The following is a 22,601-nucleotide window of genomic DNA, read 5'->3' as shown; positions in this document are numbered from 1 at the left end:
ACACACATAAGACGTAAGGGTACCGCACTGGCGGGCAGTGAAGCCAGCCTGTACAAAAAACAGGCAACGGTATAAAGCTTTTTGTACCGATGCCGATACAGTTGCATATCTATCCTTCGGAGCTCGGATCATGTCTGTTATCGCGGCTTACAACCCTGCCATCCGTGTACCCAGCGTGCAGGACTTGAAGCCCGCTGCCGAGGCCGAGCAAAAGCTGCCCGTGGCCGCGCCGGCGCCTGAAACCAAGGTGATTGAAGGGGTGACGGTGACTATTTCCGCCGCCGCGTTCAAGGCGGCCGGGGCGCCCAAAAGCGCGAATGCCGATATCGACGACAGCGGCCTGGACGATAACGTCAAGGAGGTGCTGAAAATGATCCGCAAGCTGAAACAGCAGATCGCCGAGAAAATGGCTGAGCTTCAGGCGATCGCGGCAGACAAAAGCTTGACCCCGGAGCAGGCCCGGGCCAAGACCGCCAATGTGCAAGGCGCGATCAGTTCGTTGCAGGCAGGTTTGATGACGGCCCAGACCTCTCTGGCCAAAGCGATGAAGACCATGAGCGCCGATGACGCGCTCAAAGCCGCTTCGTTGTCGATGTAACTAGATCACCCGCGAAAACCGCTGCCGGTTCTGGTGCTCCAGGTACGCATCGAACACCATGCAGACCGAACGCACCAGCAGCCGTCCGGCGGGCAGCACGCGAATGCCTTGGGCATCCAGCTCGATCAGGCCGTCTTGCGCCATCGCCTCAAGTTGCGGCCAGACCTCGTCGAAATACCCGCGAAAATCGATGTTGAACGCCTGTTCGATCTGCTCGAAGGCCAGGCTGAACGTGCAGATCAACTGCTGGATCACTTCCCGACGTAACCGGTCATCCGTGGTGCAGATCAAGCCACGGCTGGTGGCCAGTTGGGCGCTCGCCAGGGCGTTCTGATAGCCGTTCAGGTCACTGCTGTTCTGGCAGTACAGATCGCCGATCTGGCTGATGGCTGACACGCCGAGCCCGATCAGGTCGCAATGGCCGTGGGTGGTGTAGCCCTGGAAGTTACGTTGCAGCGTGCCTTCTTCCTGGGCAATGGCGAGTTCGTCGTCCGGCAGGGCGAAGTGGTCCATGCCGATATAGCGGTAGCCGGCCTGGGTCAGTTGCTCGATGGTGGTCTGCAGCATCAGCAGCTTGGATTCCGGCGACGGCAGTTCCTCGCTGTTGATCCGTCGTTGGGGCATGAAGCGTTCCGGCAGATGCGCGTAGTTGAACACCGACAGGCGGTCCGGCTGCAGCTTGATCACTTCCTCCACGGTGCGCGCGAAGTTGATCGGCGTCTGCTTGGGCAGGCCGTAGATCAGGTCGATATTGATCGAGCGAAACTGCAGGGTACGCGCGGCGTCGATCACCGCGCGGGTTTCTTCCAGGCTTTGCAGGCGGTTGACCGCGCGCTGCACGTCGGGGTCGAGGTCTTGCAGGCCGATGCTCACACGGTTGAAGCCCAGTTCACGCAGCAGGCCCATGGTCGCCCAGTCGGCTTCGCGCGGGTCGATCTCGATGCTGTAGTCGCCGGAGTCGTCGTCGAGCAGATTGAAGTGCTGGCGCAGGCTGCCCATGACCTGGCGCAGTTCGTCGTGGCTGAGAAAGGTTGGGGTGCCGCCGCCGAAGTGCAGTTGTTCAACCGACTGTTTCGGGTCGAGGTGGCAGGCCACCAACTGAATCTCCTGCTCCAGGCGTTGCAGGTAGGCCTGGGCGCGGCCGCGGTCCTTGGTGATCACCTTGTTGCACGCGCAGTAGTAGCAAATGTTCGCGCAGAACGGCACATGCACATACAGCGACAACGGTCGCGTGGCCTTGCGGCTTTCGCGCAGGGCGTGGAGCAGGTCGAAGGTGCCGACCTGGCTGTCGAATTGTACGGCGGTGGGGTAGGACGTGTAGCGCGGTCCCGCCAAGTCGTAGCGTTGAATCAGATGTGGGTCCCAACGAATGGCGTCGAGCATGCGGGCATTCCCCGGATAGGCTAGTGAGCCGAGTCTAGGGGCGTGGCCGGTAGGGCATCTTGATTTGCATCAACGGGGAGCGGCGCTATGCCACATAGCCTTTTAATGGCCCATCAGCCAGTGCTGGTGCGGACCTGGCAGGGTCCAGATACCGAAAATAATCACCAGCAGGCCACCGGCCATACGCACGCTGCGCTTGCGCAATAACGCGGTCACGCGCTCGGCCGCCAACCCGGTCGCCAGCAGTACCGGCCATGTGCCTAAGCCAAAAGCCAGCATCAACAGCGCACTGTCCAGCGCATTGCCCTGGCTGGCGGCCCACAGCAGGGTGCTGTAGACCAGCCCGCACGGCAACCAGCCCCACAGCGCGCCCAGCAGCAGCGCGCGGGGCAGGCTGGACACCGGCAGCAAACGGTTGGCGACGGGCTGTATGCAGCGCCACAGGCCGCGCCCGAGGCTTTCGATACGGGTGAGGCCGCTCCACCAGCCGGCCAGGTACAGCCCCATGCAGATCAGCAATAATCCGGCGAGCACACGCATGAACAGCGCCGCCGGGCTGTTGGCCACGGCCCAGCCGGCCAGGCCGATCAATAACCCGGCGCTGGCATAGCTGAGGATGCGCCCCAGGTTGTAGGCCAGCAGCAGGCGGAATCGGCGGCTGCGTTGTTCCTTGGGAATCGCCAGGGTCAGCGCGCCCATCAGCCCGCCGCACATGCCCAGGCAATGGCCGCCGCCCAGCAGGCCGAGGATCAGCGCAGAAACCAGCAGCGGCGCCAGCTCAAGCATGGGGCGGGTCTTTGGGCACGGGCGGTTGCTCGGGGCCGTTGGCTTCGTCGACGGCCGCCAGGTGGTTGGGGTCCTGGTCGTCGAACAGCACGCTGTGGGCCGGGCCGTCGAGGTCGTCGTACTGGCCGCTGTCCACCGCCCAGAAGAAGATGTAGATGGCCACGCCCACTAACAGCAGCGCCGCCGGAATCATCACGTATAGAGCTGGCATCTGCACTCCATGCCCGCGCGGCTCAAGCCGGCAGCGGGCGGGTTACCAAAGGGGCGCTTGTGGCCTGCGCACTCGGCAGGCGAGTCAGGCGCAGGGCGTTGAGCACCACGGTCAACGAACTGAGGGACATGCCGATCGCCGCCCAGATCGGGGTGATCCAACCGAGGGCGGCAAACGGCAGCATAAGGCCATTGTACAGCCCCGCCCACAGCAGGTTTTCAATGATCACCCGACGGGTGCGTCGTGCCAGGGTAAAGGCCTGCACCAGCGCGCCGAGGCGGTTGGACAGCAGCACCGCATCGGCGCTGGTCTTGGCCAGGTCGGTGGCCGAGCCCATGGCCACGCTGATGTCGGCGGCGGCCAGCACCGGCACATCGTTGACGCCATCGCCGAGCATCAGCACCTTGCGGCCTTCCTTGTGCAACTGTTGCAGCACGTGGAGCTTGTCGTCGGGGCGCAGGCCGCCGTGGGCTTCATCGATACCCAGTTCGGCAGCGACGCTGGCGACCATCGGCGAACTGTCCCCCGACAGCAGCAGCGTGCGCCAGCCGCGCGCCTTGCAGGCGGCCAGCAGGGCGGGGGCATCGCTGCGCAGGCGGTCGTCGAGGACGAACCAGGCCAGGGCACCGTCGCCGTCGCCCAGCAGCAGCCATTGGCCGTCATCCTCCGGAGCGGCGGGAATCGGGCAACCACTGAGTGCACAAACAAACCCCGGCTGGCCGATGCGCAACTGGCGTGTGCCGACACGGCCTTCCAGGCCGAGGCCCGGGGAACTGAGCACCTCGTCGGCGGCCAGCGGCGCACGCCCGAAGGCGCGGGCAATCGGGTGTTCGGAGCGGTTTTCCAGGGCGGCGGCGAGGCCCAGGCATTCGTCGCTGTTCAGAGCGGCCAGGGGCCGGATCGCTTTCAACGCCAGGCGGCCTTCGGTGAGGGTGCCGGTCTTGTCGAAAATCACCGTGTCGATCTGGTTCAGGCCTTCGAGCACATGGCCACGGGTCAGCAATAGGCCGAGCTTGTGCAGGGTGCCGGTGGCGGCGGTGAGGGCGGTCGGCGTGGCCAGGGACAACGCGCACGGACAGGTGGCGACCAGCATTGCCAGCACGATCCAGAACGCCCGCGATGAATCCAGCTCCCACCACAACAGACCGATCACCGCCGCGGCAATCAGCGAACACAACAGGAACCACTGCGCGGCGCGGTCGGCGATCTGCGCCAGGCGCGGCTTCTCGGCCTGGGCCCGTTCCAGCAGGCGCACGATGGCGGACAGGCGGGTCTCATGGCCCAGGGCGCGCACTTCGACGGTCAACGCACCTTCGACGTTCAGCGTGCCGGCGGTGACGGCATCACCGGTGTGGCGCGGCAGCGGCAGGTATTCCCCGGTGAGCAGCGATTCATCGATGCTGGAGCGGCCGTCGAGGATCACCCCATCTGCCGGCAGAACCGCGCCCGGATGCACCAGCACGCGGTCGCCCAGTGCCAGTTCGCTCAAGAGAATACGTTCGCTCTGGCCGTCACCTTTGAGGCGCAGGCATGAAGCGGGCAGCAGGTTGACCAACTGCGCGGTGGCGGCGGCCGTGCGTTCCCGGGCACGGCGTTCCAGGTAGCGACCGGCCAGCAGGAACAGCGCAAACATGCCCACCGCATCGAAATACAGCTCGCCCACGCCGGTGATCGCGGTCCAGATCCCGGCCAGGTAAGCCCCGCCAATGGCCAGGGACACCGACACGTCCATGGTCAGGTGACGCGTACGCACGTCGCGCATGGCGCCCTTGAAAAACGGCGCACAGCTGTAGAACACGATGGGGGTGGTCAGAAACATCGCCACCCAGCGCAGGATCACATGCAGTTCGGGGCTCAGGTCGATATTGAATTCCGGCCAGGTGGCCATGGTCGCCATCATCGCCTGGAACCACAGTAGCCCGGCGACCCCCAGCTGGCGCAGGGCCAGGCGGTTCTCGCTGGCCAGTTGCTCGGCCGCACGGTCCGCTTGATACGGGTGGGCGGCGTAGCCGATATGGCGCAGTTCACTGAGCACCTGGCTCAACGGCAATTGCCCGTCGGCCCAGCGCACCTGCAGACGATGGTTGGACAGGTTCAGCCGCGCCTCGGCCACGGCGGGCAGGCTGCGCAGGTGTTTCTCGATCAACCAGCCACAGGCGGCGCAACTGATGCCTTCCATCAACAGGGTGGTTTCGGCGAGCTCGCCTTGATGATGTACGAAGGGTTTTTGCACGTCGGCGCGGTCATACAACACCAGTTCATCCACCAGTTGCACCGGCAGCGTCTCGGGGTTGGCCGAGGCTTCGCTGCGGTGCTGGTAATAGCTTTCCAGTCCACCGGCCACAATGGCTTCGGCCACGGCCTGGCAGCCGGGGCAGCACAGCTCGCGGCGCTCGCCGAGGATCACGGCGGTGAACCGACTGCCGGGCGGGACCGGCAGGGCGCAGTGGTAGCAGGGGGTTGGGCTGGTCATGGGCGCTGCTATTTTTTCAGGTCTTCAGCACCCAGCAACGGCTCATCACCCAGCAGCAAGTCCTTGTCGTGGCTGACTTCCTCTTCCTCGAACAGGCGCCACGTCTTGTCGCCCTCCACACCCAGCAATTCCACGAAGCGGCGGCCTTCGACCTTGTCGGTGACCTGGCCGATGTAGCGGCCCGGTTCGCTGTCGCTGCGGGTCAGGTTGATCTTGCGATCCTTCTCCGGCTGGGTCGGGGAGATGAGGTTCAGTTCCAGGGTGTTCGGGTTGCTGTAGCCGGTGAGTTGCAGCTCGACTTCGCCGGTCAGCTCATCCAGGTGCAGCTTGGCGCGCAGTTGCAGGGTCTGGGCCAGACGTTCGCGGTCCAGGGAGCGGTTGATGCCTTTGCCGGCCTCGTAGTAGTTGTCGTTGACCAGGTTGTCCGGGTTGTTCACCGCGATGGTCACCATGGACAAGGTCAAGGTCACCGAGCAGGCCAGGATCCCAATGATGATCCAGGGCCAGAGGTGCTTGTACCAGGGGCTTGCGGCAGTGGCTACGGGCATTGTTCAGTTCTCTCGTTATCGAACTTGTGGGCCGATGAATCGGCTCTTGGCTTCAACGTGGACGCTGGCGTCATCGGCATCGGTGAGGATGAATTTCACCTCGTTGGTACTCGACGGCAGTTGCTCCGGCGCACTCGACAGCTCCACCGGCATGCTGACGATATCGCCCGCCGCCACTCTGATTTCACGTCGGCCTTGCAGCTTGAGGTCCGGCAGGCCGGCGGCGTCGAGCACGTAGGTGTGATCGCGCTGGTCCTTGTTCATGATCTTCAGGCTGTAGACGTTTTCGATGCGCCCTTCGGCGTTTTCACGGTACAGCACGCGGTCTTTGCTCACGTCGAAGCCCACCAGCGAACGCATGAAGAACGCCCCGGCCAACAGGCTGATCATCGCCAGCAACACCAGGGCGTAACCGATCAGGCGTGGGCGCAACGTGTGGGTTTTCTGCCCCGACAGGTTGTGCTCGGTGGTGTAGCTGATCAGGCCGCGCGGGTACTCCATCTTGTCCATGATGGTGTCGCAGGCGTCGATACAGGCGGCGCAACCGATGCACTCGATTTGCAGGCCGTCGCGGATGTCGATACCGGTGGGGCATACCTGGACGCACATCGTACAGTCGATGCAGTCCCCCAGGCCCTGGGCCTTATAGTCGGTGCCTTTTTTACGCGGGCCACGCACTTCGCCACGGCGTGGATCGTAGGAAACGATCAGGGTGTCCTTGTCGAACATCACGCTCTGGAAGCGTGCGTACGGGCACATGTAGATGCACACCTGTTCGCGCAGCCAGCCGGCGTTGCCATAGGTGGCGAGGGTGAAGAAGCCGACCCAGAAATACGACCAGCCGTCGGCCTGGCCGGTGAAGAAGTCGAACACCAGCTCGCGGATTGGCGAGAAGTAGCCGACGAAGGTCATGCCGGTGACAAAACCGATCAACAGCCACAGCGTGTGCTTGCTGAATTTGCGCAGGAACTTGTTGGCCCCCATGGGCGCCTTGTCCAGCTTGATGCGCTGGTTGCGGTCGCCTTCGGTGACCTTTTCGCACCACATGAAGATCCACGTCCACACGCTTTGCGGGCAGGTATACCCGCACCACACGCGGCCGGCGTACACCGTGATGAAGAACAGGCCAAACGCCGCGACGATCAGGATGCCTGACAGCAGGATGAAGTCCTGGGGCCAGAAGGTCGCGCCGAAAATAAAGAACTTACGTTCCGGCAGGTTCCACCACACCGCCTGGTGGCCGCCCCAGTTCAGCCACACCGTGCCGAAGTAGAGCAGGAACAGGCCGGCGCCGCCGAGCATGCGCAGGTTGCGGAACAGGCCGGTGAAGGCGCGGGTGTAGATTTTTTCGCGCGAGGCGTACAGGTCGACAGTCTTGGTGTCAGCACTGCTGGCGTTTTTGGCAGGCGGGGTAACGTCATGTACCGGTATCTGGTTGCTCATCATTGCATCCCACGGCGGTGGAGATTTGCCTCGGCCAGTACGTGCCAACCGGGGTCAAATTAAGGGTCTTGCAGTGGCGTAATGATACGCCCCCGGTACGGCTCAAAGGGTGCGACCTTTGGTCGCGTTGGGGGAAATCAATTGATGGTGTACGTGATCTGGATCAATTGACTTGGGAAGTATGGACGGTTTTCGTGGGGGAGGCGGTCATTCGTCCCAAGGATTGATCAGTGGAACGCCGCTGGATTTGAAGTCGCTGACGTTGCGCGTGACAACCGTGAGCCCATGCACCAGCGCGGTCGCGGCAATTAATGCGTCACTTTCATTGGCGCGGTCCGGCACATGCAAGTGTGCGCAACGCAACGCAACTGCAGCATCGACGGGCAGGATTCTGGCATCAAAGGCCGGCATCACATGACGCTTGAGCCAGGTTCGCAACACCTTCCCCTGAGCCGGGTCGCGCCGCTCAATGCGCAAGACCCCGGTTTCCAATTCTTTCAGGGTGATTGCCGAAATAAACATACGCGGTGCGATGACACTTTTGGCCCAGGCGACCACGTTTGCATCAGCCTGGGGTTTACGCAGTTCAGAGATGACGTTGGTGTCGAGCAGATACATCAAGAGAGGTCCACGGGTCGATGAGTGATCACGGCACGTTCGGTTTCAAAGTCGATATCGGCCGCTTCCGGCATCACCAGCAGGTCAACGATGTTGGCATTGAGACCTGTCAGCTTTTGGTAGTCCTCAATGCTTAGCAGTACATGGGCAGGCTTGCCGCGATCGGTGATAAAAACCGGGCCTTGGCGAGCGGCTTTTTTGGCACCGCTTGTGTCTTGATTGAATTCGCGACTGGAAATGGTGGTGAAAGTCATGGTGCGCCTCCCCTGGAACGGGTTGAATGTAGTTACGTTACTACTTGGCCTTGGCAAGCCACAAGCTTAAAGCTACAAGCGGTCAACGTGCTTTTCCCATGGGGGGTGTCACGGCCTTGGAAATGAAAAAGCCCCGCCAGCTTTCGCTGGGCGGGGCTCTTTTATTTTCGAGAACCTTACTGCTCTTCGGCCTTCTTATCCCCATGGGACAAGCTGTAAACATACGCCGCCAGCAAGTGCACCTTGTCGTTGCCTTGCAGTTGCTCCTGCGCAGGCATCTGGCCCTGGCGGCCCCAACGGATGGTCTGCTGCAGTTGGGCGAAGCTCGAACCGTAGATGAATGCACCCGGGTGGGTCAGGTCCGGAGCGCCCATGGCAGGGGTGCCTTTGCCGGCCGGGCCGTGGCAGGCCACGCAGTTGGCGGCGAAGAGTTTCTCACCGTTGGCCACATCGGCTTTCACGCCTTCCGGCAGCTTGCGGCCGTCGAGGTTGGTGACGACGAACGCGGCAACGTCGCTGACGCCTTGCTCCTTGAGGATGTCCAGCCAGGCCGGCATGACGGCATGGCGGCCCTTCATGATGGTTTCCTTGATGGTGGCCGGTTCGCCCCCCCAGCGCCAATCGGCGTCGGTCAGGTTGGGGAAACCGTAGGCACCCTTGGCGTCGGAGCCGTGGCACACCGAGCAGTTGGAGGCGAACAGGCGACCGCCCATCTTCAGGGCTTGCGGGTCCTTGGCGACATCTTCAATCGGCATTGACGCGAATTTGGCGAAGATCGGCCCGAACTTGGCGTCAGACCTGGCCATTTCCTTTTCCCATTCGTGCACGCCGGTCCAGCCGGTCTGGCCGTTGGCGAACGGGGTTTGCTTGTCGTTGTCGAGGTAGTTGTAGCCCGGCAGCAGGCCTTTCCAATTGCCCAGGCCAGGGTAGAGCACCAGGTAGCCAAGGGCGAAGATGATGGTGCCGACGAACAGCATGAACCACCACTTGGGCAGCGGGTTGTCGTACTCCTCGATGCCGTCGAACGAGTGGCCGACGGTCTCGTCGGTCTGCTCGGCGCGCTGGCCCTTGCGGGTCGACAGCAGCAGCCAGGTCAAGGCGAAGATGGTACCCAGGCTGAGGACTGTGACGTACAGACTCCAGAACGTAGTCATTCTTTGTTACTCCTAGAAGCTTGCTCGACGTGCTTGATGGCTTCGGGATCATCCGCAAAGGGCAACATGGTCGCGTCGTCAAACTCCGACTTGCGCCGGGGACTGAACACCCACAGCGCCAGGCCGATAAAGGCCACCATCACCACGACGGTGCCCAGGCCTCGAATCATCCCGATATCCATGAAGAATCACCGTTTGCTTTTGATGATGGTGCCCAGGCCTTGCAGGTAGGCCACCAATGCGTCCATTTCGGTCTTGCCCTTCACGGCTGCGGCTGCACCGGCGATGTCTTCGTCGGTGTAGGGCACGCCCAGGGTGCGCAGGACTTCCATCTTCTTCGCGGTGTCCTTGCCGTCGAGCTTGTTTTCCACGAGGAACGGATACGCCGGCATTTTCGACTCAGGCACCACGTTGCGCGGGTTGTACAAGTGCGCACGTTGCCAGTCATCGGAGTAACGCCCGCCGACACGGGCCAGGTCCGGGCCGGTGCGCTTGGACCCCCACAGGAACGGGTGGTCCCACACGCTTTCACCGGCGACCGAGTAGTGGCCGTAGCGTTCGGTTTCGGCGCGGAACGGGCGGATCATCTGCGAGTGGCAGCCGACACAGCCGTTGGCGATGTAGACGTCGCGGCCTTCCAGTTCAAGGGCGGTGCGCGGCTTCATGCCTTCGACCGGCTTGTTGGTCACGTCCTGGAAGAACAGCGGAACGATCTGGGTCAGGCCGCCGATACTCACGGCGATGACCATGAAGAAGGCCAGCAGGCCGATATTCTTCTCGACTACTTCATGCTTCATCAGTGGGCTCCCACAACGGCGATCTTGGCGGCGGCTTCGGCTTCTGCCGGGTCCGAGGCACGCACGGTGCGCCAGACGTTGTAGGCCATTAACAGCATGCCGCTGGCAAAGAACGCACCCCCGAGGGCGCGGACGATGAAACCAGGGTGGCTGGCTTGCAGCGCTTCGACGAAGGAGTAGGTGAGGGTGCCGTCATCGTTGATCGCACGCCACATCAGGCCCTGGGTGATGCCGTTGACCCACATCGAGGCGATGTAGAGCACGGTGCCGATGGTGGCCAGCCAGAAGTGCGCGTTGATCAGCCCGACGCTGTGCATCTGCACACGGCCGAACAGTTTGGGGATCATGTGGTACAGGGCGCCGATGGAGATCATCGCTACCCAGCCGAGGGCGCCGGCGTGTACGTGGCCGATGGTCCAGTCGGTGTAGTGGGACAGCGAGTTGACGGTCTTGATCGCCATCATCGGCCCTTCGAAGGTCGACATGCCGTAGAACGCCAGGGACACCACCAAAAAGCGCAGGATCGGGTCGGTGCGCAGCTTATGCCAGGCGCCCGACAGGGTCATCATGCCGTTGATCATGCCGCCCCAGCTCGGGGCCAGCAGGATGATCGACATCGCCATGCCCAGGGACTGCGCCCAGTCCGGCAGCGCGGTGTAGTGCAGGTGGTGCGGACCGGCCCAGATGTACAGGGTGATCAGCGCCCAGAAGTGCACGATGGACAGGCGATACGAGTAAATAGGCCGTTCGGCCTGTTTGGGCACGAAGTAGTACATCATCCCCAGGAAACCGGTGGTGAGGAAAAAACCTACGGCGTTATGGCCGTACCACCACTGGATCATCGCATCCGTCGCCCCGGCGTAGGCCGAGTAGGACTTGAACAGGCTGACCGGCAACGAGGCGTGGTTGACGATATGCAGCATCGCCGTCACCAGGATGAAGGCCCCGTAGAACCAGTTGCCCACATAGATGTGCTTGGTCTTGCGCTTGACGATGGTGCCGAAGAACACCACTGCGTAGGTCACCCAGACGATGGCCAGCAGAATCGCGATCGGCCATTCCAGCTCGGCGTATTCCTTGGTGGTGGTGTAGCCCAGCGGCAAGGTGACGATGGCGCCGACGATGACCGCTTGCCAACCCCAGAAGGTGAAGGCCGCGAGGCTGTCGGAGATGAGTCGCGTCTGGCAGGTTCGCTGCACGACATAGTAGGAGGTGGCAAACAATGCACATCCGCCGAAGGCGAAGATCACCAGGTTGGTGTGCAGCGGGCGCAGGCGGCCGAAGGTTGTCCATGGCAGACCGAAATTCAATTCCGGCCAAACCAGTTGCGAGGCGATGAACACCCCGAGCCCCATGCCAAGGATCCCCCAGACCACCGTCATGATGGCGAACTGGCGGACTACCTTATAGTTATAAGCAGTCGGACTGATTGCTGTGCTCATTCTAAGGTTCCACGGTTTAGGTTTTTTTATAGGTAAAATTCGGCCGCAAGTATGTAGAAAGCAAGGGGCCATTGCAACGCAAGGCTGACCTGTGTCAATGCGTTCCACGCCAGATTCTGCGCCCTTTCCATGTTTGGCGTAAGGATAAAATCCCAAATCGAAAGCTGATCGAGTGGACAGGAAATTTCGGGGGTCGCAACGACTGTCGTCGCGTACGCCAGGATCGGTCCGCTGTGCAAGCAAGCGTAGACCCGAATGGCAGGAGGGGAAAGGTGTGCTTTGGAAGGGTGCGACACTTGGTCGCGTAGCGCGGTAGAGCTGCCGCCCCAGAGTGGGGCGGCAGTCAGGTGTTACTGGGCTGGGCTTTCTGGCGTTGCGCCATCAGCGTTATGGGACAGGCTGTAAACGTAGGCGGCGAGCAGGTGCACTTTGTCGTTGCCCTGCAGCACTTCCTGGGCAGGCATCTGGCCTTGGCGGCCGTGGCGAATGGTCTGCTGCAACTGCGCGAGGCTGGTGCCGTAGATGTAGCCGGCGGGCAGGGTCAGGTTCGGCGCGCCCATGGCTTCCATGCCGTGGCCCTGCGGACCATGGCAGGCCACGCAGGTGGTGTTGAATGCGGCTTGCCCTGCGGCCAGGTCGGCGGTGCTGTCGGCCGGCAATGGCAACTTGGCCAGGTCGTGGCGCACATAGGCGGCGACGTTTTTCACGCCGTCGTCGCCGAGCATGTCACCCCAGGCCGGCATCGCCGCGTGGCGACCGTTCATGATGGTGGTCTTGATCGCTTCGGCCGAACCGCCCCAACGCCAGATGTTGTCAGCCAGGTTTGGAAAGCCGAATGCGCCCTTGGCATCCGAGCCGTGGCACACCGCGCAGTTGGAGGCGAACAGACGGCCGCCCATTTTCAACGCTTGCGGGTCTTTGGCGACTTGTTCCACGGGCATGGCCGAGAATTTGGCGAAGATCGGCCCGAACTTGGTGTCGGCCTTGGCCATCTCCTTGTCCCACTCCTTGGCCGAGGTCCAGCCGTCTTCATAGCCCGGCAACACGCCTTTCCAGTTGCCCAGGCCCGGGTAGAGGACCAGGTAGCCGACCGCAAACACCAGGGTGCCGGCGAACAACATGAACCACCACTGGGGCAGGGGGTTGTCGTATTCCTCGATACCGTCGAAGGCGTGGCCCATGGTCTGGTCGACACTGCCCTTGGTCTCGCCCTTGCGGGTACCGATCAACAGCCAGGTCAGGCCGATCAGGCTGCCGAGGGTCAGTACGCAGATCCATGTACTCCAAAAGGTAGTCATGGCCGGTTGCTCCTTGTTACAGGCTCTTCTTGAGCGTCGGTTGGAGAGGGTTCATCGGCGAAGGGCAGCAGGCGCGCCTGCTCGAATTCCGCATTGCGCCGGTTGTTGAACACCCACAGCGACAGGCCGATAAAGGCGATGGCGACCACCAGCGTGCCAAGGCCGCGGATGGTGCCCGCATCGAATTCAAATCCCATGGCTCACCTCTTGCTCTTGATGGCAGTGCCGAGTACTTGCAGGTACGAAACCAGCGCGTCCATTTCGGTCTTGCCCTTGAGGCTGGCCACGGCGCCACTGATGTCGTCGTCGGTGTACGGCACGCCGAGGGTGCGCATCACGTTCAACTTGGTCTCGGTGTGGCTGCTGTCGACCGCCGCCGTGACCAACCACGGGTAGGCCGGCATTTTCGACTCAGGCACGACGTTGCGCGGGTTGTACAAGTGCGCGCGGTGCCAGTCGTCCGAGTAGCGTGCGCCGACGCGCGCCAGGTCAGGCCCGGTGCGCTTGGAGCCCCACAGGAACGGGTGGTCCCACACGCTTTCACCGGCCACCGAGTAATGGCCGTAGCGCTCGGTCTCGGCGCGGAACGGGCGGATCATCTGCGAGTGGCACTGTACGCAACCTTCGCGGATGTAGATGTCGCGGCCTTCCAGTTGCAGCGCGGTGTAGGGCTTCATGCCTTCCACCGGCTTGTTGGTCACGTCCTGGAAGAACAGCGGGACGATCTGGGTCAGGCCGCCGATGCTCACGGCGAGCACCATGAGCAGCATCAGCAGGCCGACGTTCTTTTCAATCGTTTCGTGTTTCATCACTGACTCCTCAGGCCATCTGCGCGGCAGGTGCGGCTTCGACAGGTTGTGCCGAGCGCACGGTGCGCCATGTGTTGTAAGCCATCAGGAACATGCCGCTGAGGAACACCGCACCGCCCACCAGCCGCACGATGAAGCCTGGGTGGCTGGCCACCAGGGTTTCGACGAAGGAGTAGGTCAAGGTGCCGTCTTCGTTGATCGCACGCCACATCAGGCCCTGGGCGATGCCGTTGACCCACATCGAGGCGATGTAGAGCACGGTGCCGATGGTGGCCAGCCAGAAGTGCGCGTTGATCAGGCCGAGGCTGTACATCTGCTCGCGACCGAAGACTTTCGGGATCATGTGGTACAGCGCGCCGATGGAGATCATCGCTACCCAGCCGAGGGCGCCGGCGTGTACGTGGCCGATGGTCCAGTCGGTGTAGTGGGAGAGGGCGTTGACGGTCTTGATCGCCATCATCGGACCTTCGAAGGTCGACATGCCGTAGAACGCCAGGGACACCACCAGGAAACGCAGGATCGGGTCGCTGCGCAACTTATGCCAGGCACCCGACAGGGTCATCATGCCGTTGATCATGCCGCCCCAGCTCGGCGCCAGCAGTACCAGCGACATCACCATGCCCAGGGACTGTGCCCAGTCCGGCAGCGCGGTGTAGTGCAGGTGGTGAGGACCGGCCCAGATGTACAGGGTGATCAGCGCCCAGAAGTGCACGATGGACAGGCGATAGGAGTACACCGGGCGCTCGGCCTGTTTCGGCACGAAGTAGTACATCATCCCGAGGAAGCCGGCGGTGAGGAAAAAGCCTACCGCGTTATGCCCGTACCACCACTGCACCATGGCATCCGTCGCACCGCCGTACAGCGAGTAGGACTTGGTCAGGCTGACCGGGATTTCCAGGTTGTTGACGATGTGCAGGATCGCCACGGTGATGATGAACGCACCGAAGAACCAGTTACCGACGTAGATGTGCTTGGTGTTGCGCTTCATCACCGTGCCGAAGAACACGATGGCGTAGGCCACCCAGACGATGGTGATCAGGATGTCGATCGGCCATTCCAGCTCGGCGTATTCCTTGGAGCTGGTGTAGCCCAGGGGCAAGCTGATCGCGGCCAGGAGGATGACAAGTTGCCAGCCCCAGAAGCAGAACGCGGCGATTTTCGGCGCGAACAGCTGGGTTTGGCAGGTACGCTGCACCGAGTAGAAGGAGCTGGCGAACAGCGCACAGCCACCGAACGCGAAGATCACCGCGTTGGTGTGCAGTGGGCGCAGGCGGCCGAAGCTGGTCCAGGGCAAGTCGAAGTTGAGCGCGGGCCAAACCAATTGGGCGGCGAGAAAAACCCCGAGCCCCATGCCGACGATGCCCCACACCACCGTCATAATGGCGAATTGGCGGACCACCTTGTAGTTATAGGCGGTACTTAAAGTAGTGTTCATGGTTCCCCATCCACGGTTCAACCCAAGCAAATGCGGCACTTGGGCTGGAGTTATAGGCAGACTGAATAGCGAGGCAAGCATGGGCAAAGAGCACAAGGCCAGTATTGACGGGGATCAATGGGCGCAGTGTGTGCGGGAACACGGGTGGCTTTGGGATGTCGCGTCGGGCCGTGCTTCGGGTGATTGCGTGACGTTGATCCTGGCCCATGGCGCCGGCGCACCGATGGACTCATCCTTCATGAACGACATGGCTGCACGCCTTGCCGGGCATGGCGTCAACGTGTTGCGCTTCGAGTTTCCCTATATGGCCCAGCGCCGGGTGGACGGCGGCAAACGCCCACCCAACCCGGCGCCAAGACTGCTGGAAGCCTGGCGCGGGGTGTATGCCGAGGTGCGACGTCATGTCGCTGGGAAACTGGCCATTGGCGGCAAGTCCATGGGCGGGCGCATGGCGAGTCTGTTGGCGGACGAATTGGCCGCCGACGGGCTGGTGTGCCTGGGGTATCCGTTCTATGCGGTGGGCAAACCGGAGAAACCACGGGTCGAGCATTTGGCCGGGCTGAGCACGCCGACGCTGATCGTGCAGGGCGAACGGGATGCCCTGGGCAATCGGGGGGCGGTGGAGGGCTATGATTTGTCGCCGAGCATCGAAGTGATGTGGCTGGTGGCGGGAGATCATGATTTGAAGCCGTTGAAGGCTTCGGGGTTTACGCATGAGCAGCATTTGGAGGCTGCGGCCGTGCAGGTGGCTGAGTTTCTCAGCGCCTGTTAGGGCCAATCGGGAGCAAGCCCCCTCCCACATTCGACCGCATTCCAAGGGATGTACGCGGTTAACTGTGGGAGGGGGCTTGCTCCCGATATCGGTCTACCGGTTGAAACGCTCGACCAACGAATACTGGGTATTCGCCGTATGCGTCAGCTCTTCACTCAACTGCGCCGAGTTCATTGCCTGCTCCGAGGTCTCGTCCGCCAACAGCGCAATGGTGCTGATATTGCGGCTGATCTCTTCGGCCACCGAGCTTTGCTCTTCGGTGGCGGCCGCGATCTGGGTGGTCATGTCGGTGATATGCGCCACCGCTTCACTGATGCCCACCAATGCCTGGTCCGCCTCCATCACCCGCGCCACGCCTTCTTCGGCCTGGCGATGCCCGGTGTCCATGGTTTGTACGGCAGCGGCAGCGGTTTGCTGCAGCTTGGCGATCAGGGCGTGGATCTGCCCGGTCGACTCAGCCGTGCGCTGCGCCAGTTGGCGCACTTCATCGGCGACCACCGCAAACCCACGGCCCATCTCACCGGCTCGCGCCGCTTCAATGGCGGCGTTGAGCGCCAGCAGGTTGGTCTGGTCGGCAATGCCTTTGATCACGTCGACTACGCCGCCGATCTCGTCGCTGTCCTTGGCCAGTTGGGTGACGGTCACGCCCGTTTCCCCCACGGCCACCGACAGACGTTGAATCGCCTCGCGGGTTTCCCCGGCAATATCGCGACCGCGACCGGTCAGGCGATTGGCTTCCTGGGTCGCGTCGGCCGTGCGCTGCACGTGGCTGGCCACTTCCTGGGTGGTCGCCGCCATCTGGTTGACCGCCGTGGCCACCTGCTCGGTTTCCACGCGCTGGCGTTCCAGGCCGCTGGAGCTGTTATGCGCCAGGGTATTGGACTGCGCCGCCTGGTCGTTGAGGTGCTCGGCGGTGTCCTGCAAGCGCGTCAGGCAGGTCTTCAGACGTGCCTCCTGGCTGAGGATCGACATCTCCAGGCGCGCCTGGGCACCACGGCTGTCGGTGTACATCTGCGCGATCAACGGGTCGGAGGTGGTCTGTTCGGCCAGGCGCAGCAGGCGCTTGAGGCCGCGCTGTTGCCAGCTCAGGCCCAGCAGGCCCAATGGCACCGACAAACCCGCCGCCAGGGCAAAGCCCCAGTGGGAGTTGAGCGACGCACCGATCATGAAGCTCAACTGGCTGATCAGGATAAACGGCAGCCAGTCCTGCAACACCGGCAGCCACTTGTCCCGCTGGGGAACGGCCGACTTGCCCTGGTTGATGCGTTGGTAGAGCGCTTCGGCACGGCGGATCTGCTCGGCGGTGGGCTTGATGCGCACCGATTCGTAGCCGATCACCTGGTTGCCTTCGAAGACCGGCGTCACATAGGCGTTAACCCAGTAGTGATCGCCCGTCTTGCAACGGTTCTTAACGATGCCCATCCATGGCAAGCCTTGTTTGAGCGTGGTCCACATATGCCCGAACACGGCCGCTGGCACGTCCGGGTGACGGACCAGGTTGTGCGGGGCACGCACCAGTTCGTCGCGAGAGAACCCACTGATTTCGACGAATGCGTCGTTGCAGTAGGTGATCACGCCTTTGGCATCTGTGGTGGAGATCAACCGTTGCTGAGCGGGGAAGGTACGTTCGCGCTGGGTAACGGGCTGGTTATTACGCATGATTGTTCAATCCGCAAGGCTTTCATTGGGTATCGGCGGTAACGGGGGTTTATTTAACTTATTTTTGCAACAATCGGCGGGTTGGTCATTCCTCGAGTGGATATCAACCCGCCAGCATCGGATAGGTAAACAACCCGAAGTGAAGCAGATTCAAGCCAAAGTGCGTGGCAATCGCCGCACCCAGCCCGCCAAACCGATACGCCAGGCCGTAACCGACCCCGGCGATGCCCGCCAGCAGCACCCATTGCCACCCTGCACCCAGGTGCACCAGGCCGAACAGCAGCGATGCCAGCAGCAGCGCGAGGTTTTCGCCGTAGGGCAACTGTTTGAAGCGTCGGCTCAAGCCGCCTTGAATGTAGCCACGGAACAGGGCTTCTTCCACCAGGGTCACCAGCAACAGGTTGTTGAGTACCCACAGCCAGGCCTGGTCCGGCCATTTCGGCGCCCAACTGATCACGCCCAGCAGGGTTGCGCCACCCAGCGCAACGATGGCGGTAAGGGTCAGTACCAACGCGGTGACGCAGATCCACAGGCGCAACGGACGCCGCGCCACAATCCACGGGCAGGCCAGCAACAACCAGAAACCAATCAGCGGCTTGTCCTGGTTCAGGTACATCGAGAACGGCACGGCATCGGGGGTGAAGCGCTGCGGGGCAATGCCGCGACCGTTATGGAACCCCGGCAGCCAGTGCATCGCCAGGCCTAGCGCCAACACGATAAACAGCCCGTGACCCAGGTAACGCGCCCACGGCGTGCGCTGCTGGCGTACGGCATAGCCGGCGATCAACAGCAGGGCGACGGACACCAGCGCCAGTGCGCCCAGTTGCCCGTAGGCCAAGGCCAGCACATAGCCGATGGAAAGAAGCGCCAGGTACAGCCAGGGCAGTGGGAGCATGGAGGAATCCTTGGAAAAAACCGGTCGGCATTATAGCGATGACCTGCGTGCCGAAACGTGAAAACGCCTCCCCGCAAAAGGGCTTGGGCAAGTGATTGCAAAACATGTCATCGGCTGGTTATAGTCCTTGCGTCCTTATTCCTTCAAAAAGATCAGCACATGCCAGCTTCCCTGCGCATAGCGGTAGTCGATTCAGCGGTCAACGCTGTGCGCGTGCCGTGCGCGAACAAGCAGCCTGTGCAGATCAGTCACTACCCCCCACCTGTCAGTAGCACGCCGGTGTACGCAGTCGTATCACCGCCGGGTGTTGGCATTTCGGGCTGATCGGCACGTTGTTGTGCCCGCTCTGCCTGCCTGAAAAAAACTACTGAATTTCAGCCTCTGCGGCTGAATCGGCTTTTTTTGCCTGATTACAGGTGGTAACCATGTCCGTTCTTTCGAAACACTCCGTGGCCGCGGCGGCCTCGACGAGCCTGTTTGTCCTGCTGTGGAGCAGCGGGGCGATCTTCTCCAAACTGGGCCTGGCCCATGCTTCGCCCTTCGCCTTCCTGCTGATCCGTTTTGCCATCGCCCTGGCGGGGCTGGTGATCCTGGTGCCGGTCCTGCGGTTGAAACTGCCGCGTCCCGGCAAGCCCATGTTGTACGCGGCGGCAACCGGGTTGGTATTGCTGGGGGCCTATCAGATTTTCTATCTGCTGGCCCTGGACCTCAGCGTCACCCCCGGCGTCATGGCGACCATCATGGGGGTGCAGCCGATCCTCACCGTGGTGCTGATGGAGCGCCAGCGATCCTGGCGCCGGATGTTCGGCCTGAGTCTGGGCTTGGCCGGGCTGATCATGGTGGTCTACCAAGGCATCGGGCTGGCGGGCATGTCCCTGGCCGGGATGCTGTTCGGGCTGCTGGCTCTGGCAAGCATGACCTTCGGCTCGATCATGCAAAAGCGCATCACCGACAACCCCCTCGGCACCCTGCCGGTGCAGTACCTGGCGGGGCTGCTGTTGTGTTCGGTGTTTGTGCCGTTCCAGCCGTTCCACGTTGAACACAACGCCGGCTTTTACCTGCCGGTGCTGTGGATGGGCCTGGTGGTGTCGTTGCTGGCAACGCTGTTGCTGTACCGCCTGATCGCCCGGGGCAACCTGGTGAATGTCACCAGCCTGTTCTACCTGGTGCCGGCAGTGACGGCGGTGATGGATTACCTGATCTTCGGCAATCGGCTCGCGATGCTGAGCCTGTTGGGGATGGGCTTGATCATCATTGGGCTGGTCTTCGTGTTCCGCAAAAACTGATGCCCCCCGTAGGTGCCGGCCAGCCGGCGCCTACGGTTTTCGAGGCCGCAATACCAGCCACAACGCCCCGGCAATCAACACGCCGCCATATAAATGCGCCATTGATAACGGCTCGTCGAGCAACAACGCCCCCCACAACACGCCGAACGGCGGGATCAGGAAGGTGGTGGTCATCGACCTCACCGGCCCAATCGCGGTGAGCAGCCGAAAGTACAACACGTACGCAAACGCCGTACACACCAGCCCCAACCCCAGCAGCGACGACCAGACCTGCCAGCCACCCCAACTCGCCGGCGGATGGCTGATCGCGCTGTAGGCAAACAACGGCAGCAGAAACAGGGTCGCGCCCAGCATGCTGCCCAGGGCCGCGAGACGACTGTCCAGGCCGCCGCGCTGGTCCAGCCAGCGCCTGGCGAGGAACCCGGCAAAGCCATAACAGGTGGTGGCCAACAGGCAAGCCAGTGCGCCCATCAATAATTCCAGGTCAAACGCCACCGGTCCTGCACGGGTCAGCACGCCTACACCGAACAGGCCCAGGCACACCCCGGCGATTTTCGACGGGGTGAGGCGTTCGCTGAAAAACAGCCCGCCAATCAACACCCCCATCAACGGCGTGGTGGCATTGAAGATCGCCGAGTAACCCGCCGGCAGTACCTGGGCGGCCACCGAATACATGGTCGCCGGGATCCCCGAGTTGATCACCCCCAGCAACAGGACCGTCTTGAACTTGCCCTGGAAATCCCAGCGCATCCGCGCCATCGCGAGGATCACCAATAGCCCGGCGGCGGCAATCGATACGCGGAAAAATGCGGTCGGCACCGTGCCGATTTCCGGCGCGATGATGCGCATGAACAAAAAGCTCGCGCCCCAGATGGCGGCGAGCCCCAGCAGGTAAAGGGTGTCAACAGGCCTCACGGAACACTCCTACATCAATAAGGCCGCGAGTGTTGCACGCCGCCTTCACTGATTACAGGACAAACCGCGTCACCAGCCCATTCAGGTCCACTGCCAGGCGCGACAGTTCCTGGCTGGCGGCCGAGGTCTGGGTGGCGCCGGCGGCGGTCTGGGTGGACAGGTCGCGGATGTTCACCAGGCTGCGGTCCACATCGCGCGCCACCAGCGCCTGTTGCTCGGCGGCGCTGGCGATCACCAGGTTGCGCTGGCTGATCTGCGAGATGGCGGCGGTGATTTTTTCCAGGGCGCTGCCGGCGCTGTTGGCCCGTTGCAAGGTCTGGCCGGCGTGCTCGGCGCTGCTGTTCAGCGCCTCGACGGTGGCCTGGGTGCCTTGCTGGATACCGGTGATCATCTGTTCGATTTCTTCGGTGGAGTCCTGGGTGCGCTGTGCCAGCGAACGCACCTCGTCGGCGACGACCGCAAACCCACGCCCGGCTTCACCGGCACGCGCCGCTTCAATCGCGGCGTTGAGCGCCAGCAGGTTGGTTTGCCCGGCGATGCCACGGATCACTTCCAGCACCTTGCTGATGTCCTGCGCTTGCAGCGCCAGGCCTTCGGCCTTGTTCGAGGCGCCGAGCACTTCGTCCACCAGGTTCTGGATCGAGCTGATGGTTTCGCTGATCTGGTAGTGGCCGTGCTTGCTGTCTTCATCGGAAGCCTGGGACGCCTCGGCGCTGGACACCGCATTACCCGCGACCTCGTCCACCGCCGTGCTCATCTCGGTCACGGCGGTGGCAGCCTGCTCGATTTCATCGTTCTGCGCCTGCAGGCCGCGGGTGCTTTGTTCCATCACCGCGCTCATTTCTTCCGCGGCGGAAGCCAGTTGCTGCGCCGATTCGCTGATGCCTCGGATGGTGGTCTGCAGCTGCGCTTGCATGGTCGCCAGGGCGCTCAGCAATTGCGCGGGTTCGTCATGGCCGCGCACCACGATCGGCTGGCTCAAGTCGCCGGCGGCGATGGTGCGCGCCACGTTCAGGGCCTGGCCGATCGGCGCGGTGATGCTGCGGGTCAGCAGCCAGGCCAGCAGCAAGGTGGCGATCAATGCGACTGCGATAATCAGGCCGACAATCCACTGTGCGCTCGAATACATCTGTGCGGCCGAATCAGCCGCCGCTTCGACGCCGTTCTGGTTAAAGACGATCAGGTTTTCCAGGCTCTGGCTCAGGAGCGTGCCCTGGGGGGCGAGACGGCTGACGAGCAGGTCGAGGGCGTCTTGCTGTTGATCCTTGTCCACCAGCGCGACCATCTGCCCGACGATGGCCAGGTACGTCGCGACATTGCCCTTGAGGGTTTTCAGCAGTTCGCGCTCTTCGTCATTGCTCAGCAAGGTTTCATGACGTTCGAGTAGGGCTTGCAGTTCGCTGCTGGTGCGGCTGATCAGGCCTCTGCTGGTGTCACGCACGCGAGATTCGTCGGTGCTCACCAGGCGCAGGGACTCCAGGCGGACAGTGGCCACCAGGGCTGCGCTGTCGTGGATATTCTCGATGCTCGGCATCCAGGTTTGTTCAATGACCAGCGCGCTTTCCCGCAGCTTGGCCATCTGGCCCAGACCAAACATTCCCACAATCACCAGCAAGCTGGCCAAAACCCCAAAACTCAGACTGGCACGCAGACCGATCCTCATGTTCCTCAATGACATCTCAATGCTCCTTGGGCGATTAGAACCTGCTCCCGGATCGGTCTTCGGACCTTGTTAGGGTGGGAGAGGGCGCGCTATATATCAAAGTGCCATCAAGGTAGTAATCGGGGTTTCCCTTAGTTGGATCCAAAGCCCTATGGAGGACCC

At 62.3% G+C, this 22,601-nt stretch carries 23 protein-coding genes; 3 read left to right on the top strand and 20 right to left on the bottom strand.

The annotated features are described in order from the left end of the window. Window positions 1–130: 130 nt before the first annotated feature. Entirely contained in the window at window positions 131–598 is a 468-nt protein-coding gene (locus AC07OT_RS22455) for a hypothetical protein (protein WP_495109058.1), read from the top strand. Here the strand turns inward: AC07OT_RS22455 and hemN are convergent, their stop codons facing one another. The 16 genes from hemN to ccoN (AC07OT_RS22375) form a co-directional block, all read right to left on the bottom strand. Continuing rightward, complete coding sequence (gene hemN, locus AC07OT_RS22450; RefSeq protein ID WP_495109057.1) at window positions 599–1,981, bottom strand: oxygen-independent coproporphyrinogen III oxidase; 1,383 nt, start codon at window positions 1,979–1,981, stop codon at window positions 599–601. It abuts the gene before it with no gap. Between the two features lie 102 nt (window positions 1,982–2,083). Then, complete coding sequence (locus AC07OT_RS22445) at window positions 2,084–2,767, bottom strand: sulfite exporter TauE/SafE family protein (RefSeq protein ID WP_027603725.1); 684 nt, start codon at window positions 2,765–2,767, stop codon at window positions 2,084–2,086. Then, window positions 2,760–2,978 carry a cbb3-type cytochrome oxidase assembly protein CcoS gene (gene ccoS, locus AC07OT_RS22440; RefSeq protein WP_027603726.1) on the bottom strand — a complete coding sequence of 73 codons (219 nt, stop codon included), beginning with the start codon at window positions 2,976–2,978 and terminating at the stop codon, window positions 2,760–2,762. The genes AC07OT_RS22445 and ccoS overlap by 8 nt, the downstream gene beginning before the upstream one ends. Window positions 2,979–3,000: 22 nt before the next feature. Beyond that, window positions 3,001–5,451: a heavy metal translocating P-type ATPase gene (locus AC07OT_RS22435; RefSeq protein WP_495109056.1), complete on the bottom strand. Its 2,451-nt coding sequence runs from the start codon at window positions 5,449–5,451 to the stop codon at window positions 3,001–3,003. Window positions 5,452–5,459: 8 nt separating this feature from the next. Further along, a complete protein-coding gene (locus AC07OT_RS22430; protein WP_065940648.1) occupies window positions 5,460–5,999 on the bottom strand; it encodes a FixH family protein in 540 nt (179 codons plus the stop codon). Between the two features lie 15 nt (window positions 6,000–6,014). Then, a complete protein-coding gene (gene ccoG / locus AC07OT_RS22425) occupies window positions 6,015–7,442 on the bottom strand; it encodes a cytochrome c oxidase accessory protein CcoG (protein WP_141155755.1) in 1,428 nt (475 codons plus the stop codon). 207 nt (window positions 7,443–7,649) lie between these two features. Further along, window positions 7,650–8,060 (bottom strand): type II toxin-antitoxin system VapC family toxin, encoded by a 411-nt coding sequence (locus tag AC07OT_RS22420; protein ID WP_053132925.1) that lies wholly within the window; start codon window positions 8,058–8,060, stop codon window positions 7,650–7,652. Next, window positions 8,060–8,314 carry a type II toxin-antitoxin system Phd/YefM family antitoxin gene (locus AC07OT_RS22415; protein WP_027603731.1) on the bottom strand — a complete coding sequence of 85 codons (255 nt, stop codon included), beginning with the start codon at window positions 8,312–8,314 and terminating at the stop codon, window positions 8,060–8,062. The genes AC07OT_RS22420 and AC07OT_RS22415 overlap by 1 nt, the downstream gene beginning before the upstream one ends. Window positions 8,315–8,490: 176 nt before the next feature. Next, window positions 8,491–9,468, bottom strand: coding sequence for a cytochrome-c oxidase, cbb3-type subunit III (gene ccoP, locus AC07OT_RS22410; protein WP_090400261.1), 978 nt, complete (start codon window positions 9,466–9,468; stop codon window positions 8,491–8,493). After that, window positions 9,465–9,650: a CcoQ/FixQ family Cbb3-type cytochrome c oxidase assembly chaperone gene (locus AC07OT_RS22405; RefSeq protein ID WP_003193169.1), complete on the bottom strand. Its 186-nt coding sequence runs from the start codon at window positions 9,648–9,650 to the stop codon at window positions 9,465–9,467. Before AC07OT_RS22405 ends, ccoP (AC07OT_RS22410) begins: the two co-directional genes overlap by 4 nt. Before the next feature lie 6 nt (window positions 9,651–9,656). Then, the gene (ccoO, locus tag AC07OT_RS22400) at window positions 9,657–10,265 is read right to left on the bottom strand and encodes a cytochrome-c oxidase, cbb3-type subunit II (protein WP_003193167.1); all 609 of its coding nucleotides are present in this window, start codon (window positions 10,263–10,265) and stop codon (window positions 9,657–9,659) included. After that, window positions 10,265–11,707, bottom strand: coding sequence for a cytochrome-c oxidase, cbb3-type subunit I (ccoN, locus tag AC07OT_RS22395; protein WP_027603733.1), 1,443 nt, complete (start codon window positions 11,705–11,707; stop codon window positions 10,265–10,267). Before ccoN (AC07OT_RS22395) ends, ccoO (AC07OT_RS22400) begins: the two co-directional genes overlap by 1 nt. A 350-nt stretch (window positions 11,708–12,057) precedes the next feature. After that, window positions 12,058–13,005, bottom strand: coding sequence for a cytochrome-c oxidase, cbb3-type subunit III (ccoP, locus tag AC07OT_RS22390; RefSeq protein ID WP_065940645.1), 948 nt, complete (start codon window positions 13,003–13,005; stop codon window positions 12,058–12,060). Continuing rightward, window positions 13,002–13,202, bottom strand: coding sequence for a cbb3-type cytochrome oxidase subunit 3 (locus AC07OT_RS22385; RefSeq protein WP_027603735.1), 201 nt, complete (start codon window positions 13,200–13,202; stop codon window positions 13,002–13,004). The genes ccoP (AC07OT_RS22390) and AC07OT_RS22385 overlap by 4 nt, the downstream gene beginning before the upstream one ends. Before the next feature lie 3 nt (window positions 13,203–13,205). After that, a complete protein-coding gene (ccoO, locus tag AC07OT_RS22380) occupies window positions 13,206–13,814 on the bottom strand; it encodes a cytochrome-c oxidase, cbb3-type subunit II (RefSeq protein ID WP_065873836.1) in 609 nt (202 codons plus the stop codon). 10 nt (window positions 13,815–13,824) lie between these two features. After that, a complete protein-coding gene (gene ccoN, locus AC07OT_RS22375; RefSeq protein ID WP_065940644.1) occupies window positions 13,825–15,249 on the bottom strand; it encodes a cytochrome-c oxidase, cbb3-type subunit I in 1,425 nt (474 codons plus the stop codon). Window positions 15,250–15,328: 79 nt separating this feature from the next. Between ccoN (AC07OT_RS22375) and AC07OT_RS22370 the strand changes: the two genes are divergently transcribed. Beyond that, window positions 15,329–16,021 carry an alpha/beta family hydrolase gene (locus AC07OT_RS22370; protein WP_495109055.1) on the top strand — a complete coding sequence of 231 codons (693 nt, stop codon included), beginning with the start codon at window positions 15,329–15,331 and terminating at the stop codon, window positions 16,019–16,021. Window positions 16,022–16,114: 93 nt separating this feature from the next. Here the strand turns inward: AC07OT_RS22370 and AC07OT_RS22365 are convergent, their stop codons facing one another. Both AC07OT_RS22365 and AC07OT_RS22360 read right to left on the bottom strand, forming a co-directional pair. Then, window positions 16,115–17,680, bottom strand: a complete 1,566-nt coding sequence (locus tag AC07OT_RS22365; protein WP_495109054.1) for a methyl-accepting chemotaxis protein — start codon at window positions 17,678–17,680, stop codon at window positions 16,115–16,117. Between the two features lie 103 nt (window positions 17,681–17,783). Further along, window positions 17,784–18,575: a CPBP family intramembrane glutamic endopeptidase gene (locus AC07OT_RS22360; protein WP_495109053.1), complete on the bottom strand. Its 792-nt coding sequence runs from the start codon at window positions 18,573–18,575 to the stop codon at window positions 17,784–17,786. A gap of 425 nt (window positions 18,576–19,000) precedes the next feature. Here AC07OT_RS22360 and AC07OT_RS22355 point away from each other — a divergent pair, with 425 nt between their 5' ends. Beyond that, a complete protein-coding gene (locus tag AC07OT_RS22355; protein ID WP_495109052.1) occupies window positions 19,001–19,861 on the top strand; it encodes a DMT family transporter in 861 nt (286 codons plus the stop codon). Between the two features lie 30 nt (window positions 19,862–19,891). On the opposite strand, the gene AC07OT_RS22350 is transcribed toward AC07OT_RS22355, so the two are convergent. Further along, window positions 19,892–20,776 carry a DMT family transporter gene (locus AC07OT_RS22350; protein ID WP_495109051.1) on the bottom strand — a complete coding sequence of 295 codons (885 nt, stop codon included), beginning with the start codon at window positions 20,774–20,776 and terminating at the stop codon, window positions 19,892–19,894. A gap of 52 nt (window positions 20,777–20,828) precedes the next feature. Continuing rightward, window positions 20,829–22,439 (bottom strand): methyl-accepting chemotaxis protein, encoded by a 1,611-nt coding sequence (locus tag AC07OT_RS22345; protein ID WP_373682387.1) that lies wholly within the window; start codon window positions 22,437–22,439, stop codon window positions 20,829–20,831. Between the last annotated feature and the right edge of the window lie 162 nt (window positions 22,440–22,601).

Source organism: Pseudomonas sp. GW821-FHT09C10, assembly GCF_059418085.1.
Note: the sequence above shows the minus strand (reverse complement) of the source record. Positions and strands in the feature narration are given on the sequence as shown.

What these genes read in the sequence shown, in the direction of transcription:
- AC07OT_RS22455 (WP_495109058.1), top strand. Translation starts at nt 131, where the DNA reads ATGTCTGTTATCGCGGCTTACAACCCTGCCATCCGTGTACCCAGCGTG.
- hemN (WP_495109057.1), bottom strand. Translation starts at nt 1,981, where the DNA reads ATGCTCGACGCCATTCGTTGGGACCCACATCTGATTCAACGCTACGAC.
- AC07OT_RS22445 (WP_027603725.1), bottom strand. Translation starts at nt 2,767, where the DNA reads ATGCTTGAGCTGGCGCCGCTGCTGGTTTCTGCGCTGATCCTCGGCCTG.
- ccoS (WP_027603726.1), bottom strand. Translation starts at nt 2,978, where the DNA reads ATGCCAGCTCTATACGTGATGATTCCGGCGGCGCTGCTGTTAGTGGGC.
- AC07OT_RS22435 (WP_495109056.1), bottom strand. Translation starts at nt 5,451, where the DNA reads ATGACCAGCCCAACCCCCTGCTACCACTGCGCCCTGCCGGTCCCGCCC.
- AC07OT_RS22430 (WP_065940648.1), bottom strand. Translation starts at nt 5,999, where the DNA reads ATGCCCGTAGCCACTGCCGCAAGCCCCTGGTACAAGCACCTCTGGCCC.
- ccoG (WP_141155755.1), bottom strand. Translation starts at nt 7,442, where the DNA reads ATGAGCAACCAGATACCGGTACATGACGTTACCCCGCCTGCCAAAAAC.
- AC07OT_RS22420 (WP_053132925.1), bottom strand. Translation starts at nt 8,060, where the DNA reads ATGTATCTGCTCGACACCAACGTCATCTCTGAACTGCGTAAACCCCAG.
- AC07OT_RS22415 (WP_027603731.1), bottom strand. Translation starts at nt 8,314, where the DNA reads ATGACTTTCACCACCATTTCCAGTCGCGAATTCAATCAAGACACAAGC.
- ccoP (WP_090400261.1), bottom strand. Translation starts at nt 9,468, where the DNA reads ATGACTACGTTCTGGAGTCTGTACGTCACAGTCCTCAGCCTGGGTACC.
- AC07OT_RS22405 (WP_003193169.1), bottom strand. Translation starts at nt 9,650, where the DNA reads ATGGATATCGGGATGATTCGAGGCCTGGGCACCGTCGTGGTGATGGTG.
- ccoO (WP_003193167.1), bottom strand. Translation starts at nt 10,265, where the DNA reads ATGAAGCATGAAGTAGTCGAGAAGAATATCGGCCTGCTGGCCTTCTTC.
- ccoN (WP_027603733.1), bottom strand. Translation starts at nt 11,707, where the DNA reads ATGAGCACAGCAATCAGTCCGACTGCTTATAACTATAAGGTAGTCCGC.
- ccoP (WP_065940645.1), bottom strand. Translation starts at nt 13,005, where the DNA reads ATGACTACCTTTTGGAGTACATGGATCTGCGTACTGACCCTCGGCAGC.
- AC07OT_RS22385 (WP_027603735.1), bottom strand. Translation starts at nt 13,202, where the DNA reads ATGGGATTTGAATTCGATGCGGGCACCATCCGCGGCCTTGGCACGCTG.
- ccoO (WP_065873836.1), bottom strand. Translation starts at nt 13,814, where the DNA reads ATGAAACACGAAACGATTGAAAAGAACGTCGGCCTGCTGATGCTGCTC.
- ccoN (WP_065940644.1), bottom strand. Translation starts at nt 15,249, where the DNA reads ATGAACACTACTTTAAGTACCGCCTATAACTACAAGGTGGTCCGCCAA.
- AC07OT_RS22370 (WP_495109055.1), top strand. Translation starts at nt 15,329, where the DNA reads ATGGGCAAAGAGCACAAGGCCAGTATTGACGGGGATCAATGGGCGCAG.
- AC07OT_RS22365 (WP_495109054.1), bottom strand. Translation starts at nt 17,680, where the DNA reads ATGCGTAATAACCAGCCCGTTACCCAGCGCGAACGTACCTTCCCCGCT.
- AC07OT_RS22360 (WP_495109053.1), bottom strand. Translation starts at nt 18,575, where the DNA reads ATGCTCCCACTGCCCTGGCTGTACCTGGCGCTTCTTTCCATCGGCTAT.
- AC07OT_RS22355 (WP_495109052.1), top strand. Translation starts at nt 19,001, where the DNA reads ATGTCCGTTCTTTCGAAACACTCCGTGGCCGCGGCGGCCTCGACGAGC.
- AC07OT_RS22345 (WP_373682387.1), bottom strand. Translation starts at nt 22,439, where the DNA reads ATGAGGATCGGTCTGCGTGCCAGTCTGAGTTTTGGGGTTTTGGCCAGC.